Source organism: Pontibacter sp. T17 (assembly GCF_057219875.1).
This window is the reverse complement of sequence record NZ_JBXVVW010000002.1, coordinates 951,696-966,064: the sequence shown is the minus strand read 5'-3', so window position 1 is coordinate 966,064 and position 14,369 is coordinate 951,696. Positions and strand designations below refer to the sequence as shown.

10 protein-coding genes are annotated in these 14,369 nt (G+C 60.2%); 5 read left to right on the top strand and 5 right to left on the bottom strand.

Annotated features, from left to right (window positions below; translation table 11 throughout):
- Positions 1–17: 17 nt before the first annotated feature.
- Positions 18–2,024 carry a monovalent cation:proton antiporter family protein gene (locus AC2D8O_RS12175; protein ID WP_484679101.1) on the bottom strand — a complete coding sequence of 669 codons (2,007 nt, stop codon included), beginning with the start codon at positions 2,022–2,024 and terminating at the stop codon, positions 18–20.
- A 106-nt stretch (positions 2,025–2,130) separates the two neighbouring features.
- Here AC2D8O_RS12175 and AC2D8O_RS12170 point away from each other — a divergent pair, with 106 nt between their 5' ends.
- The 5 genes from AC2D8O_RS12170 to AC2D8O_RS12150 all read left to right on the top strand — a co-directional run bounded on the left by AC2D8O_RS12170 (position 2,131) and on the right by AC2D8O_RS12150 (position 6,779).
- Positions 2,131–2,907 (top strand): TatD family hydrolase, encoded by a 777-nt coding sequence (locus AC2D8O_RS12170; protein WP_484679100.1) that lies wholly within the window; start codon positions 2,131–2,133, stop codon positions 2,905–2,907.
- A gap of 81 nt (positions 2,908–2,988) precedes the next feature.
- Positions 2,989–3,639 carry a carotenoid biosynthesis protein gene (locus tag AC2D8O_RS12165; protein WP_484679099.1) on the top strand — a complete coding sequence of 217 codons (651 nt, stop codon included), beginning with the start codon at positions 2,989–2,991 and terminating at the stop codon, positions 3,637–3,639.
- A gap of 145 nt (positions 3,640–3,784) precedes the next feature.
- Complete coding sequence (locus tag AC2D8O_RS12160; RefSeq protein WP_484679098.1) at positions 3,785–5,269, top strand: phytoene desaturase family protein; 1,485 nt, start codon at positions 3,785–3,787, stop codon at positions 5,267–5,269.
- Positions 5,253–6,089: a phytoene/squalene synthase family protein gene (locus AC2D8O_RS12155; protein ID WP_484679097.1), complete on the top strand. Its 837-nt coding sequence runs from the start codon at positions 5,253–5,255 to the stop codon at positions 6,087–6,089. Before AC2D8O_RS12160 ends, AC2D8O_RS12155 begins: the two co-directional genes overlap by 17 nt.
- 3 nt (positions 6,090–6,092) lie before the next feature.
- Complete coding sequence (locus AC2D8O_RS12150; protein WP_484679096.1) at positions 6,093–6,779, top strand: lycopene cyclase domain-containing protein; 687 nt, start codon at positions 6,093–6,095, stop codon at positions 6,777–6,779.
- A gap of 140 nt (positions 6,780–6,919) precedes the next feature.
- On the opposite strand, the gene AC2D8O_RS12145 is transcribed toward AC2D8O_RS12150, so the two are convergent.
- From AC2D8O_RS12145 to AC2D8O_RS12130, 4 genes are all read right to left on the bottom strand, one after another.
- Positions 6,920–8,335: a GAF domain-containing protein gene (locus AC2D8O_RS12145; protein ID WP_484679095.1), complete on the bottom strand. Its 1,416-nt coding sequence runs from the start codon at positions 8,333–8,335 to the stop codon at positions 6,920–6,922.
- 349 nt (positions 8,336–8,684) lie between these two features.
- The gene (locus tag AC2D8O_RS12140; protein ID WP_484679094.1) at positions 8,685–10,745 is read right to left on the bottom strand and encodes a TonB-dependent receptor plug domain-containing protein; all 2,061 of its coding nucleotides are present in this window, start codon (positions 10,743–10,745) and stop codon (positions 8,685–8,687) included.
- An 82-nt stretch (positions 10,746–10,827) separates the two neighbouring features.
- Positions 10,828–12,171, bottom strand: a complete 1,344-nt coding sequence (locus tag AC2D8O_RS12135) for a M16 family metallopeptidase (protein ID WP_484679093.1) — start codon at positions 12,169–12,171, stop codon at positions 10,828–10,830.
- Entirely contained in the window at positions 12,171–14,357 is a 2,187-nt protein-coding gene (locus tag AC2D8O_RS12130; protein WP_484679092.1) for an OmpA family protein, read from the bottom strand. The genes AC2D8O_RS12135 and AC2D8O_RS12130 overlap by 1 nt, the downstream gene beginning before the upstream one ends.
- Positions 14,358–14,369 lie beyond the last annotated feature (12 nt).

Sequence of the window (14,369 nt, the reverse complement as noted above, 5' to 3'; positions counted from 1 at the left end):
CACCCATGCGGCCCGCTTTACTGCTGGGCAAACCGGTGTACCAAATCTGCCTTCCCGAAGACATAAAGTGTGTCGTGAGGCTGGATCTGCGTGTCGCCGTCGACATCGTACAGCATACTGCCATTGCGCCGGATGGCCAATAAATTAACGCCAAACTGCTGGCGTGGCTGAATGTCGGCCAGCGTTCGGCCAGCCAGATCGCAGGTGTCGGAGACTTCGAAGGTCGCCAACTCGGAATCGGCCAGGGTGACCTGCATGGCCGACCACTGGCCCGACGTCATAGACCGTGCCCGCATCATCTCGTAGCTTTCGGAACGGAGTTCGCGGACGAAGCGGTCGATTTCGGGCACGGGAACCAGGTATTTGGCAAGCACACGAGAGAAGATTTCGATGGAGGTTTCCAGTTCTTCAGGAATAACCTCGGAGGCGCCAATGCGCAGCAGTTCTTCCATCTCGCGCACATATCGTGTGCGCACAATGATGCAGGCACTGGGGTTGGCGTGGCGCACAGCGGCAACGATGCGTTTGCTGGCAGGTGTGTCGGAAATGGCAATGACCACCACCCGGGCATCGGCGATCTGGCATTGCTCCAGCACATGCTCCTGAGCGGCATCGCCATAGAGAATAGGCTCGCCGTGGGCGCGCTCCTGCCGTACGGTAATGGGGTTGGTTTCGATGATGGCATAGGGAATGCCGCCGAAACGCGCCGCCTGAACGAGATTGCGGCCATTGAGGCCGTAGCCGATAACCAGGAGGTGATCTTTGAGTTTGGCGGGATCGGCCACCGGGATGGGGCGCTGGGGGCCCTGCGCCAGCCGTTCGCGCAGTTTTTTGGGCAGGGGTGCTTTCATCAGCAGGGCCGTCAGCTTGTCGGCATACAGCAGCATGATGGGCGTGAGGGCCATGGTGAAGATGGACACGGCAAGGAAATACTGGTAGAGGTCGCTGCGGAGAACGCCTGCCTCCAGCCCGGTTTTGGAGAGGATGAACGCAAACTCGCCCACCTGCGCCAGACCGATACCTACCAGCAGGACCGTACGGACGGGCAGGTCGAGGAACCAGGCGGCGATGATGCACACCAGCAGTTTGAGCACGATGACGCCCAGCCCCAGCCCCACCACTCCCAGCGGGTGCTCGGCTACAAACCAGACGTCGAGCAGCATGCCGATGGAGACAAAGAAGAAGCTGGAGAAAATTTCGCGGAAAGGCAGAATGTTGCTGACGGCCTCGTGGCTGTATTCCGACTCGGAGATGATGAGCCCGGCCAGAAACGCTCCCAGCGCCAGCGAGAGGCCTACTTCCGACGTAAGCCAGGCAACAGCCAGACAGGTGCCCAGCGTAGTGAGGATGAACAGCTCCTTGCTGCGGGTGCGGGCCACCAGAAACAGTAAGCGTGGCATGAGATAGCGTGCCGCCACCAATACAAAGCCCAGTACGCCTACAATCTTCAACAGTAAGAGGCCCAGGGTGGTCCAGAGATCGCCGCCTTTGCCGCCGAGCAGGGGCGTGAGCAGCATCATAGGTACGACGATAAGGTCCTGAAAAATGAGGACGGCGAGGATGACCCTACCGTGCATGGATTCCATCTCCAGGCGATCCTGCAGCAGCTTGAGAACGATTGCCGTGCTGGACAGCGAGACGAGAAAGCCCAGAAAGATGGCCTCGTTCACTGCCAGGCCGATCGTGACCGCCAGGCCCGCCATCGCGGCGATCGACAGCCCTACCTGCAAGCCACCACCCAGAAACACAGCCCGCTTGATTCGTGCCAGGCTGGAGAGTGAGAATTCCAACCCGATGATGAACATGAGCAGGATGACGCCAATTTCGGCCAGCATCTCGATTTCGTGTTGCGCCTGCACCAGTCCTAGAAAGCCCGGCCCCGCCAGAATGCCTACCGCCAGAAACCCGATGATGGAAGGCATGCGCAAGCGGTGGAAGATGAGAATGGCCAGAACCGACAGCACCAGCAGAATGATGATATCGGACAGCAGAGGAATCTGGAGCGTCAGGATCGGGAGATGCATGTTTCGATAGCGTGGATGGAAAAGAGGTATTAAAGGGCCTACAGATAAGATACAAAAAAGGGTTCCAGCAGGAAAGAAAACATCGGGATTGTACCTTCGCGGCGCTATGCCCGGAATGCTGATCGACACCCACGCACATCTGTATCACAAGCAGTTTGCGGCCGACCGCCCCGCCATGATGGAGCGGGCGCTGGCTGTGTGCAGTCACCTGCTGCTGCCGAATATTGACCTCGACACCCTGCCGGGCATGAACACACTGGCCGATGCCCACCCGGGTCGGGTGCTGCCCATGGCCGGGCTGCATCCCTGCGATGTGCCTGCCGACCCCGCCGAGGTGCTGACGGCACTGGAAGCTGAACTGGCCACCGGCCGTTACTGCGGCGTGGGTGAAACCGGCATCGATCTGTACTGGGACAAGACCACGCTGGCCCAGCAGCAGGTGAGTCTGCGCCGCCACATCGAGTGGAGCAGGCAGTTTGGCCTGCCCATAGTGCTGCACAGCCGCAATGCCTTTGCCGAAACCATTGAGCTGGTGGAGGAGGGGCAGGACGGCCGTCTGCGGGGCGTGTTTCACTGCTTCACCGATGGCCAGGCAGAGGCGGCGCGGGCTATTGAAGTCGGGTTTTACCTGGGTATAGGTGGCGTACTGACCTACAAGAACAACGGCGGGCTTGACGAGACCCTGCGCAGCGTTCCCCGCGACCGTGTGGTGCTGGAAACCGATGCGCCCTTTCTGGCGCCAGTTCCTTACCGCGGGCAGCGCAACGAAAGCGCCCATATTGTGCAGGTAGCCCAGCGCCTGGCCGATATCTGGGAAATGAGCTTTGACGAACTGGCCGCACTTACCAGCGCCAACGCCCGCACACTCTTCCGGCTGGCCTGATGCCCTGTACAGAACTTTGCCTCCGAGGGCACTCTGCGGCCTCCCGGTGGGTTTAACTGCCAATCAGCCTCCCTTCTCCCCATGTCCCTCCCTTTCCGCCTTACCGACAGCCGTATCTTGCTGATTACCTATGTGGTAGGCATAGTAGGGTTGGTGTTGCCACTTTCCAGGCCGTGGTTTCTGCTGCTGACGCCCGTGCACCTGCTGCTGACGCTGTTTCTGCTGCTGCGGGCCCATGGCCAGCGCACTCCCATACAGGTGGCGCTGTGGGTGTTTACCTTTCTGGTGGGCTATGGCGTGGAAGTGGTGGGCGTGGCTACGGGCTGGATCTTCGGCGACTATGACTATGGCGATCCCTTTGGCCCCAAGGTGCTGAATGTGCCGCCGCTCATCGGTGTCAACTGGCTGCTGCTGCTCTACTGCTTCAGCGACCTGCTGACACGGCATCTGCCGCGGTTGCCCCTGCTGGTGCAAGCCCTGCTGGTAGCAGCAGGCATGACCCTGATGGACGCCTTGATAGAACCGGTGGCGATCCGGCTCGATTTCTGGCACTGGGCGCTTGGCGTGCCCCCGCTTCAGAACTACCTCGCGTGGTTCCTCATCTCGTTTGGGCTGGCAGTGCCCTTCCTTTTCTGGAAAGGCGCAAACACTAATCGCTTGTCTGGGTGGGTGTTAGGCTTGCAGGCGCTTTTTTTTACATGCCTTCTCGTACTTCTGGGTATATTCCAGTAAGTGTTTTTCTGTCTGATTTTCAGGCAGAAAGGGTTAAGTCGTTGTGTTACTGCGCTAAAACAACCTGCTGCCGGGAACTGGCAGAGGGGGGTGGGTGGTTGCACTGTCTTAGCTGCATTCCCATCCTAACTACCAGTTCAACCCCGTGCGTAAGAAAGTACTCGTCATAGGAGCTGGCCTGGGAGGCCTGACTACGGCCCTGCGTCTGCACCAGCGTGGCTACGATGTCGAAATCGTAGAGAAGCATCATCAGGCGGGCGGCCGCCTTAATCAGCTGGTGAAAGAAGGTTTTACGTTTGATGTAGGTCCGTCGTTCTTCAGCATGAGCTATGAGTTCACCGAGCTCTTCAAGGACCTCGGTATGGGCCAGCCGCTGGTGCTGAAAGAGCTGAACCCATTGTACGCCGTCAACTTCGCCCACCACAACAAGCCCTTCCTCATTCATAAAGACCTTGACAAGCTGGCCAAGGAGTTTGAGGCGCTGGAGCCCGACATGAAGCGGAAGGTGGAGAAGTATCTCAAAGCAGCTGAGGCCATTTTCCACGACACCGAATACCGTATCGTAAAGCGTAACTACAACGGCATTGTAGATTACCTGCTGGCCCTTACTACCGTGCCGCTGAAGCACGCCCCCAAGCTGTTCCGCAGCATGTGGACAGAGCTGAACCGCCACTTTACCAGTGAAGAAGTGAAAGTAGTGTTCTCGCTGGTGGCGTTCTTTCTGGGCGCTACGCCCTTCGACACCCCCTCGGTGTACAGCCTGCTGAACTACACCGAACTGAAGCATGACGGCTACTGGTATGTGGAAGGCGGCATGTATCGCATCGTGGAAGTGCTGCTGGCCGAACTGAAGCGCCGCAACATACCAGTTCATTACAACACGGAAATCACAGGTTTTGAGCCTAACGGCACTGGCGTGAAAGCCTTTACCGACAAAACCGGTAAGCGCTGGACAGCCGACCTCTTCGTGAGCAACTCGGACGCCGCGGCCTTCCGTGGCACCATCCTCAACCGGCCCAGCCACAGCGAGCAAAAGCTGGACAAACTGGAATGGACGCTGGCGCCCTTCACCATTTACCTGGGTATCAAGGGCAAGCTGGACAATGTGTATCACCACAACTACTATCTGGGCAGCAACTTCCAGGAGTATGCCAGCAATATCTTCAAGCAGAGCGTAGCGCCCGAGAAGCCCTACTACTACGTGAACATCTCGTCGCAGACGACACCCGGCTGTGCGCCCGAAGGCTGCGAGAACCTGTTCATCCTGTGCCCGGTGCCCGACCTGCGCTACAAGAGCGACTGGAGCGACAGCGAGCAGCTGGCCGACACCATTGTGGAAGACCTGGGCAAGCGAATTGGCTACGACCTGAAATCCAATACCCTCACCCGTACCGTATATAATCCCGTGCACTGGCGGGATATGTTCAATCTCTACAAAGGGAGTGGCCTTGGCTTGGCCCACGGGCTGGACCAGGTGGGTGGCTTGCGCCCTGCAAATAAAGACGAAAAGTACGGCAACCTCTATTATGTAGGCGCCAGCACGGTGCCGGGTACGGGGTTGCCCATCGTTGTCATTTCCTCACGGCTCGTAACCGAGCGCATCCTGAAAGACCATGCTGCAGTTGTTTGAACTGACCACGTTCGCCTGCAGCCGTGAGGTTACGCAGGCTTACAGCACCAGCTTTACGCTGGGCATCAAAAGCCTAGCGCGCAAGCTGCACGACCCCATTTATGCCATCTATGGGTTTGTGCGCTATGCCGACGAAATCGTAGATACCTTCCACGACTATGACAAAGCCCTGCTGCTGCAGGAGTTTCGCGAGGAGACCTACAAGGCCATCGAACGGGGCATCAGCCTCAACCCCATCCTCCACTCGTTTCAGGCGGTGGTGCGCAAATATGGCATCGATCGCGAGCTGATTGACGCCTTTCTGCGCAGCATGGAAATGGATCTGGGCCTGCAACAGTGCGACCAGGACTGTTACGAAGAGTATATCTATGGCTCGGCAGAAGTGGTGGGCCTGATGTGTCTGCGCGTATTCTGCGAGGGCGATTCGGCACAGTATGACCGCCTGAAGGCCCCTGCCCGTTCGCTGGGCGCGGCTTTCCAGAAAGTCAACTTCCTGCGCGACGTACAGGCCGACTATGAAGACCGCGGCCGCGTGTACTTCCCCGGGGTAGACTTCAACCAGTTTGATGCTGAAGCCAAAGCCCGCATTGAAGCAGACATCGAAGCCGACTTCGACGCTGCCTATGAGGGCATCATGAATCTGCCCAAAGGGGCGCGCTTCGGGGTATATCTGGCCTACATCTACTACCGCAAGCTGTTTGCGCGTATTCGCCGGGTGCCGCCTGCCCGCATTCTGCAGGAGCGCGTGCGTGTGCCCGATCAGCAGAAGCTGGCGCTGTTGGCTGGCTCTTTTGTGCGGCATAAGCTGGGAGTGCTCTGACAGATGGACCACCTGCTGGGCAACGTTTATCTCTACCTCGACCTCTTCACGCTGTTGGGGCCGCTGGCACTGTCATTTGACCGCAAGGTGGCGTTCTGGCGCACGTGGCGCTGGCTCTTTTCTGGTATTCTGGTGGGCGGAGCCATCTTCCTGTACTGGGATGTGATGTTCACGCAGATGGGCATCTGGTGGTTCAACGACCCCTATCTGCTGGGGCCTCGCCTGCTGGGACTTCCGGTTGAGGAATGGCTGTTCTTTCTGGTAGTGCCCTATGCCACGGTGTTCATCTACGAGTGTTACCGTTGCTACGACCTGCCCCGCCTGCCCGAAAAGCATCTTCCCATCATAATGTGGGCGCTGTGGCTGTTCTGTGCAGTGATGGGACTCGTATATCTTGACCGCTGGTATACCGCCACTACCTTCCTGCTGCTGGCAGGCATGTTAGTGGTGCACTATCACCTGTTGGGGACACGATACATTGGCAATGCCTTCATCGGCTGGGGCATTGCACAGGTGCCGTTCTTTCTGGTGAACGGCGTGCTGACTGCCCTGCCAGTCGTGAGCTATAACGACGCCGAAAACCTGGGTATCCGCCTCTACACAGTTCCCTTTGAAGACACCTTCTACGGCTTTCTGCTGTATTTGATCGTGCTTACAGTGCTGGAATACCGCCGCGAGCGCGCGCAATAAAAAACCCCCGCTTTGGGAAAAGCAGGGGCACAAGCAATCCAGAACTGAGTTCGAATGTTACCCTTAAACAATTCAGACTCACTGGCAGCACAGGCATTGAGGCCCTAAGGTTCCCGCCTGCGGCAGTTTTTGCAAATGGCTCAGATGGCGTATGAAAGGCTGTCGCCGCCGGTAGGATCGATGCTGCTGCGCTCTGCCTGCTGATAGAGTTGCTGCATGCGCTGTTGGTTTCGGAGGGTCAGCAACTGGGCCGCCAGCATGGGTGCCAATCGTTCCAACAGCCACTGTTTGTATTCGTCCAGGGGCTCCAGGAACAGCAGTTCCATTACACCTTCCACCTCCTCGTTGTAAAGCAGAGGGTACACTGTGATGGCTTTGGCAGAGATGCGGGCCAGGGCAGAGGTGGTTTCGCTGTACAGGGCGGTAGTTTCGCTGTCGTCCAGCCAGAAAGGCCTGCGGCTGCTGGCCACCTGACCGCTGATGCCTTCGCCAAATGGTACCTGTGGGAGCATGTTTTCAAGGTCACAGGCGTAGGTGGCAATGGGCTTGAGTACGCGTACGCCTGCAATTTCCTCGGTCATCATCAGGCAGCACTGGAGGCCCTTGAGGTCGTCGGTGATGCCCATCATCAAGCGTTGGCCCCAGGTGTCAAGCGTGTCGTCGGGGCGCCAGCGGAGTATTTCGGCGTAGGCAGCGAGGCGGGCTTCCAGTTGGCGCTGGGCCTCCAGTTTCTGGCGGTTGGCTTCAAGTTCGGCCTGGGCATCTACCAGTGCGCGGTTCTGGGCTTCAAGGCTCTGGGTCATGCGCTGCATTTCCTCCTGGGTTGCGCTCATTTCCTCGAGGTTCTGGCGCAGCTCTTCTTCCGAGGCCCGCAGCTCCTGCTGTTGTTGGTTCAGTTCCTGTTCTGAGCGGCGGAGGGCGGCGGTCTGCTCCTGCGTCAGGGCCAGTTGCTGCCGCAGGCGGCTTCGGTTGATCAACGAGAAGCCCAGACCCAGAATGGAGAGTGTGAGCAGGGCGTAGATGACGACGCGCAGACGCAGTGAGGTAGGTTCAAGCTGGCTGTCATGTCGGATGGCCATCTCGCGGATCTGGGTCAGCACGGCCTCAAACTGTCGGCTGTAGGCAGTGTCCGGGTTGTAGCGGGCGGTTCCGGTAGAGTCGCGCTGCTGCCAACGACGAAAGGTAGCGGCCTCGAATGCGTGGATGCTTTTGGTGAGTGATTCCATGGAGTCGCGCTCGGCGGGGTCTTCCTGGGGCTGAAATGTGCCGAGTGCGTGTTTGCCGCCAGCCTCCATCTGCTTCAGAATGCCATAAGTACTGGTGAAAAGGGGCGCAATGTCTTTGTCCCAGCGGATAGCAGCGTCGCCTGCCATGCCTTTCTCCAGCCAGAGGTGTGCTCGGGTGATGCGCAGGCGGGTGTAATCGGCGGCGCGGGCACGCAGGGAGTGCTGCTCGTAGGTGCTGAACAGGCTGCTGGTGAGCAGGTACACTACCACCAGCAGCGCCAGGCTGCTGAAAGTGAAGAGCAGGGTAGACGTAAGGCGTTTGGTATCCATGCGACAGGGAGGGTTGCAGGCAGAAGAAGTGTCAGCCGCTGGAAGCAGGTAGAGGTATCAGGCGATAGGCGAAGAAGATGGGGGTGTACGGTAGGTGGTGCAACAACTTAATAGCGCGGGGGTTATGCTGTAACGCGCATGTCGGCAAATTGTTCGCACTGGCTGGCGGCGAAGTGAAAAATGCGGATTAATGCCTAAGTTTTTCCGGCAGCAGAAAACAGAAAGCCCCCGCAAAAACGGGGGCTTCCACAATCGGGCGTTTACTTATTGGCAGCTGTCTGCCGTTGATCGGTCTCCATAGGCAGCACCGTTGGGCCGGAGGTTTTGTTCCAGCTCGTACTGAAAATGCTTACAAGAGGCTGAAACGGAGCGAGAAGTACCAGCGCCGGCCCATCATGGGTGCGTAGTTGTAGGCGGTGTCGAAGGTATAGCCCTGGGGATTGCTGACGGGATTGTCGGCTTCGCGGTCAAACGGGTCGAATGGGCGCAGCAGCGGATCGCTGGGCAGAAAGTCAAAGAGGTTTTTGACGCCGACGGCGAAGGACACCCGGTCTTTCCATTGCCTGCTGAGTTGCAGGTGGTGCAGAGCGTACCACGGGGAATGGGAGGGGCGGTAATCATTGGGGACAATCGGCATGGGCATGGGGCTGTAAAGCTGGCCGGTATAGTCGAGTGTCAGCTTCAGCCGGGGGAAGGTATATGCCACCTGCCAGGTGCTGGTGAAGCGGGGGGCATAGAGCTGATCCTGTCGCTGGGCGCGGCCATTCTGCTGGTTCTGTTGGAAGGCTTCCATCCAGGTTACCCCTGCATTGATGCGAAGGTTCTGGTGCAGGTTCCAGTCGGTGTTCAGCGCAATTCCCTGCGAAATGCTGTATCCCTGGAGGTTTCGATAGATGATGAGGTTGGGGTCAGTGAGGTAGTCGGGCAGAATCCGGTTGGAGAAGTAGGTGTGGAACAGACTTAGGTCCACGTTGAGGAAAGATGCATGGCCCAGGGAGAAGAGGTGATTCCAGTTGAGGCTGGTATTCCAGGACTGCTCGGGCCGCAGGGCTTCTGTCAGTACGACAGTGCGGGCGCCGGTCAGGGCTGCGTGGTCTTCAGTGAAGAGGTTGACCACCCTGAAGCCGTTGCCCCCGCTCAAACGAAGGGTGCTGAAGTCACTGAGTTGCCACTTCAGGTTGATTCTGGGGCTGAGAATGCTGCCGTGGCGTGGGTCATAGTCATAGCGAAGCCCGCCCAGCACAGTCCATCGGGCATTCACCTGCCATTGGTCTTCGATAAACAGGCCCGGCAGCCACACGGCGTCTGGCCTGTTGGCTGCCTCTGGCGTTGCTGTTGCGGGGGTGTTGTCATCGTACCAGCTGAAGCGAAGCGCCGAACCCAGCAGCAGGCGGTGGTGCTGTCCCAGGGGGCGATCCCAGGTAAGTTGGCCAAAGGCCAGTTGCTGGCGTCCCAGATAGTAGGTGGTTCCATACACCGAGTTCTGGTCGTGCAAGACGTAAGACCATCGGGCTGTGAGGTTCTGCCCTGCTACTGGCAGCTGGTATACGCCCAGCAGTTCGGCGCGGTTGGTATAGATGGACTCCCCGTAGATCTGGTCGCCCCCCCTTTCTGCGGCGGTCCAGTTGGTTTGGCCGCCCCAACGGTCTTCGTAGAGGTAGCGGGCAGCCAGGCTGAACTCGCGGTTGTCGGGGCGTTGCATGCTCCACTTGGTAAAGGCAACGACCCGATTCTGCAGGCTGGCATCGGTAAAGCCATCGCCATTTCGGTCCCAGATACGGTTCTGCGACAGCCAACTGGCAGTGCTGAAGCCTTTCCATCGCCGCTTACCCACGCGCAGGGCCAGCTCGTGGCTCTGCTCACCGAAGCTGTTGACCTGGGTGCCAACCATTAACCTGGGCGTCTTTGCAGGTTCGCGTGTAATGAGGTTGATGATTCCGGCCACGGCCTCAGACCCATACAGGGTGCTGGCCGGCCCCCTGACAACCTCCACCCGCTGTATCAGTTCGGTAGGAATTCCCATCAGGCCATATACAGTACCCAGTGCGCTGATCACTGGCATACCATCGATCAGCACCAGAGAGTAGGGGCCCTCCATTCCGTTGATGCGGATATCGCCTGTGTAGCAAACGTTACAGGTGATTTGCGGCTGCACGCCATTGATCATGCCCAGCGATTCGTAGAGGGTAGGGCTCTGGCTCTTCTGGAAAAAGCGGGCCGAGTAGATCTCTACCGGGACGGGGGCTTCGGCGCGGCGGACTGCCCGCAGGGTGCCGGTGATGACAATCTGATCCAGTGCGTCGGCAGCAGTGTGCTCGGCAGCAGTATCGGGCTGCTGGGCCAAAAGCCCGGCAGGATGCAGTAATAGTGCACAGATGGCAGCAGTTATCTGGCGCACGCGTTTTTGCATGCGCAAAGATATATTTTTAAATCAACCTAAAAAATAAAGTAAGTGGATTTGAAAGAGGTCTATTATTGCCCTGTAATACGTCTTATTGCCCAAAAACGGCAGGCGTAATGGTTCGGGTGTCGCCCTCTATGTACCAACTCCATTGGGCGGGGACCAGATAGCGTGCCGCGGCGTTGACTTCTTCCAGTGTGAGGCTCTGCACCAGCGGGGGCAGCTTCAGCAGCGCCTGCCAGTCGTTGCCGGGGCGGGCATAGCCTTCAGCCAACAGCGCAGCCTGACCCACGCTGTTCTGCAGGCCAGCGTAGTAACGGGTGATGAGGGCGTTCTTACGGGCGTCGAGCTCGGCCTGGGTAAAGCCCTGCTGGCTCACGTTCTGCATAAGCTGGGCCAAGGCGCGTGCGGTGGCCGCGGGCCGTTCGGAAGTAACGCCCACCAGTGCATAGCTGCGCTGCGTAGGGGCATAGGCTGTGAAGGTTTCACAGGCAAGGTTGCGGCGCAGGCAGAGGTCTTCGCCCATGCGGTCGGACAGGATGGCGAGGGCCACCTCCAGTGCAGCGGCATCGCGGGTGCCGGGTGGCGGTGCTGGTAGCAGGGCCTGGATATAGGTGGTGGTCTGGCGGGGAATCGGCACCAGCACGGGCTGGTGGGTGCGGTCCAGTTCGCCGAGTACCTGTTCGGCGTCGTCGGGGCTGGTTTTGGGCAGGCTGCTGAGGGTGCCGATAAGGGCGTTCTGCAAGCGCAGCGGAGCCACGCCGCCCACTACCACAAAGCGGATGCGCCCCAGCCGGAAGAGCCCGGCGTAGTGTGCTTTCACTTCGTCGAGGGTCAGCTTTTCCAGGGTGGCATCGGTGCCACTGGCCTGTCGGCCATAGAGCTGGCCTGGTAGGGAGGCTGCAAGGGCATTGCGGCGAAACCGCTCGGCCTGCGGCAGATTCTGAGCCTGTATGCGCAGGCGGGCGCGCGTGTCTTCAAACTCGTCTTCCAGCCAGGCGGGCGAAAGCAGTTGCTGTACCAGCAGGTTCCAGCTCTGGGCAAAGTGCTTTTCCAGGCATTGAAGCGACACATAGGAGAACTCGGGTCCGGCATACACGGCCACGCGGGTACCCATTGCGTTCAGCTGCCGCTGGATGTCTTCGGCGGGCAGGTCCTGGCTGCTGCCGTTGACGAGGGCTTCGAGCAACAGGGCTTCAATGCCCTCTTTGCCTTCGGGCACCATGCGCAGGCCGCCCATCAGCATAAGGTTGATGGCCACCACTTTGTCGGGGCTGGTGGCCTTTTGCAGCAGCGGTATGCCGGCAAAGCTCAGCTCGGTGATGTTCTGGGCCAGCCGGGTGTCGGTCTTGGCTTTGCTGCGCTTCTGGGCATGGGTTGTGGCAGGGGCCGCAAAGGCCACCAGCACCAGCAGGAGAGAGCAGAAGCGTAGCATCAGTTCCAGGTGAATTCTACCCGACGGTTGAGGGCGCGGGCCCGCTTGCGGGTGGGTTTGGGCTTTTCGTCAAAGAGCGGCTGGCTTTCACCGCGGGCGCGGAACCGCAGCTGTCTGCGGCTGACGCTGTGCTGCTGCACCAGCTGGTCGCGCACGTAGCGGGCCCGCAGGCTGCTGAGGGCACGGTTATGGTCGGGGTTTCCGCTGAGGTCGCTGTGGCCGTTGATGTAGAGGATCCGGCTGGGCTGTTCGGCCAGAATGGCGGCCAGCTGGGCCAGACGGGCCTGCCCCGCACTGTCGAGGGCTATTTCGTCCAGCGGGAAGAAGAGCGTGAAACGGGCCAGTGCGGTGTCGGGGGCGTAGAGCTGGCGCAGGCCGGTGGTGTCTACCGGATACCAGACGGGCACTTGGGCGGCGATGCCTGGTGCGGCAGTAGTGGTGTCTGTGGCGGCGGGGGTAAACACAGGCTGCTTCAGCACGGTGGAGTCGGGGGCCGACTCCGGTTCGTCGGGGGTGTCGTCGGTGCTGGGGGCTGGATCTGCCTGTACAGTGGCCAAGCTGTCGGCGGTGGGCAGTGTGTTTCGCAGTGTGTCGGCTTTCGCATCTGGTGTATGCTCAACCGAGTCGGCGACGGGACTGCGGTACAGGTCTTCGGCAGCGCGCTCCAACGAGTCCTTCAGGGCGCCCGTCCATGCGGCATCGGCAGTGGCCATGCGTGCGCGCTGCTCGGCCAGCACGGCATCGGAGAGCTGCACCTGCGCGGGTTGCGGGCGTTCGTTGTAGCGGTACACGTAGTCTTCCAACGCCTCCAGACCCGGCTGGGTGGAGGTGGCCAGCGCGCCGTAAACGGCAGGGCGGTCTACGAGGTGTTCGCCGGCAAAGCCCCGCAGCAGGCCGGTCCAGTTGGTTACATGTTGGGGCTGGGTAGCGGCAAGGAGGGTATCGTAAGGCGTGTGGTCGCCGCGTACCCAGCTTTCGGTGAGCCAGAGGCAGAAGGCACTGTTCTCCTGCTTGCGGAAGACGAGTTCGGCCTCGGTGCGGGCCAGCACGCGGGCCACCATGGCGGTGTCGTAAAAGGCAGGGTCGGAGAGCAGGGCGGGAATGCCGCGCAGGGCCTTGTAACAGGCCAGCAGGCTGTCGCGGGTGGGGATGACGGTGAGGCGGAACCAGCCCTGCTGGGGCAGCAGTTCGGCTTCGGCCACGAGGGTACGCGCCAGACGGCGGCGCTGGAGCAGGCGGCGCAGGGGGTGGTCGGTCTGCTGCAACAGACCCGCCAGCAGATTGGCCCGCAGCAGCAGGGTGCTGTCGCTGGCCAGGCCGGGCAGAGGCCAGGCCACGGTGAGGCGCGGCGCGGTGGTTTTCTCGTTCACCACAATCAGCAGCTCATCTTTCTGCAAGGGAGTGTGTGCAGGGGTCTGGCTGCTGTCGGCGGCAAGGGTAGCGGTGGGCCAGGCGGCAAACAGGCTGTCGGCCAGGGCCAGCGCCGGCCCGGGCTGCACGTCGCCGCCAATCATAAGCAGCAGGTTGTCGGGCCGCAGGAGTTTGCGCTGTGCATAGGCTACCTGCTGACTGCCAGCCTTCCGCACCGGAGCGAACGTAGGGGTGGGCAGAAAGCCACCCTGGCCTTCCTCGCCGTAGAGGGCATTGGCAATTTCGGCACGCAGGAAGTAGTCGGCGGCGCTCTGCGACTGCTGCTCGGCGTCGGCGAGGGCCAGCGTGGCTTTGCGCACGGAAAGACTGTCGTGGCGGGCGTCGGTGAGCATGGCCATGAGCAGTTCGGCGGCAGGGCGCAGATACCGTGGCTGGGTAAGGACGGAGAAGTACACGCCGCCCGGCAGATGTCCGGCTTTGTAGGAGATGCCCAGCTGTTGCAGGGCCAGATTGAGCGCGGCGCGGTTGGCGTAGCGGGCGTCGTCGGGCAGGGGGCGCATCACCAGCCCTGGCAACAGGCGGCTGTAGGCAGCCCAGCCTTCGTCGGTGATGGGATGACGTGCGGCGATGACCAGCGACACCAGCGGCACGGTGGTGTCGGGCACAATGCGGGCCTCACCGCCGCCAGCAAGCACAGCGCGGATTTCGCTGGGCAGTACCGGAGGATCCGGCTGCTGCGCAAATGCTCCTGCAGGTGCCACCAACAGCAACGCGGGCAGGAGAAACGACAGCAGGCAGGGCCAGAAATGACGCATGGGGAGCCGAAG